The 1,405-nt window shown below is 58.7% G+C and carries 1 protein-coding gene; it reads right to left on the bottom strand.

The features are described 5' to 3' along the window. Positions 1 to 21 precede the first annotated feature (21 nt). Complete coding sequence (locus ACWGTO_RS33425; RefSeq protein WP_454578948.1) at positions 22 to 1,362, bottom strand: ISKra4 family transposase; 1,341 nt, start codon at positions 1,360 to 1,362, stop codon at positions 22 to 24. Positions 1,363 to 1,405 lie beyond the last annotated feature (43 nt).

The following is a 1,405-nucleotide window of genomic DNA, read 5'->3' on the forward strand; positions in this document are numbered from 1 at the left end:
GGGAGCGGGAAAAGATGGGGGTCAAGCTGCAAGAGCAAGCTTGGCTTGCTTGAGTCGACCGTCAGCAACCGCTGCCCGGACCTGCAGTACTCTGTGAGCGCCGATGGGAGACCAACGCATCTGACGCTTCTTGTTCATACGAGCATTCACGAGGCTGTTGGCGGCGCTTTCGGCCGGAGAGCTCGAGATCGGTTGACCCGACCAGTATCGGTGGCAGTAGTCGACCATCGAAGTCTTGTTCTGGACCAGGTAAGTCTGAAGATTGCCGACCAGTTCGTATAGGCGCTTGAGCTTGTTACTGGCGTCTCGCATCTTAGCGTGCTGCTCCAACTGATAGAGCATGTTCCTCACAGCTCTCGTCGCCTCCTTGATATAACCGCTCCAGAGGAGATGCCGCAGCCTCGGCACTTGAACGGCGACGTCCCAAAGGTAGATGTTCAGATCACCGCCGAGCCTGATTCCTTCCCATGTCTGTTCGATGTGCCGAAGCCGCATCGACAGATGGAACCAGTCAAGAATGTGGGTTACGGGCTGCCGGTTTGCGCTGAGCACAATACCTTTCAGCCCGGCGTCTCCGTCGCTGAAAACGGTGACGTCGCGGCCAGGCAACCATCCCTGAGCCCGCAGCGCGGCACGAACCGCGTCGTGCTTGCCAGTGGCAACATTTGGCGCGGCAGCGAACTGGCGCGATGGCCGGCCTTTGGCCACAACGCGCCCCATGGTGATTTCGAAATGCCGGCTTTGATATCCGGGAACTGCGCGGATGTAGGCACCGTCAATGAATACGGAAATGGGCGATCCGTCGGCTCGGCTGATGCGATAGGGGCTTGCGACGTCCCGCTTCTCAATCTGATCGGCGACCTTGGCGAGCCGGTTGACAACGGTCCGATGATTGTGTGGTCGCGGAGCGGGCACAAAGAGATCGAGCACACGAGCGGCTTCTCGAAACGATAGCCGGGAGCCGAGTTCAGCCTGGACTCGCTCCAATTCCGGCGTTGCTCTGCCCTTCAACAGGGTCTCGATGCTTCCGGTGTCCGATCTTGCCGTCTTTCCGCAGGCGCAACTGCGGAACCGAGGCACTCGCAGGCGACAAATGCCGAAGAGCGAATGGACTGTACGAGATCGATAATCATGAATCCTGCGAAATCGGTTGCATTCGTGACATTTCCGATCCTGCCAACCGGCTTGATCCGCCTGAAACTGCGTGAGTTCCTCCTGTAGGCGGCGCTGTATCGCCTTGCCCTCCTCCAAAGAGAGGCCGAAGTCGTCGAGGCGCGCTCCGTCGACAATGCGCTCGACAACTGCGATCTCCCGACGTTGTGGAACGCCATCGGCCCCAACAAACTCGACCCAGACCTTCATACTCAATTGCGCTGTCACCGAGAGTACCCTTCCGAAAAAGAAG

Source organism: Mesorhizobium sp. PL10, assembly GCF_053714315.1.

What these genes read in the sequence shown, in the direction of transcription:
- ACWGTO_RS33425 (WP_454578948.1), bottom strand. Translation starts at nt 1,362, where the DNA reads ATGAAGGTCTGGGTCGAGTTTGTTGGGGCCGATGGCGTTCCACAACGT.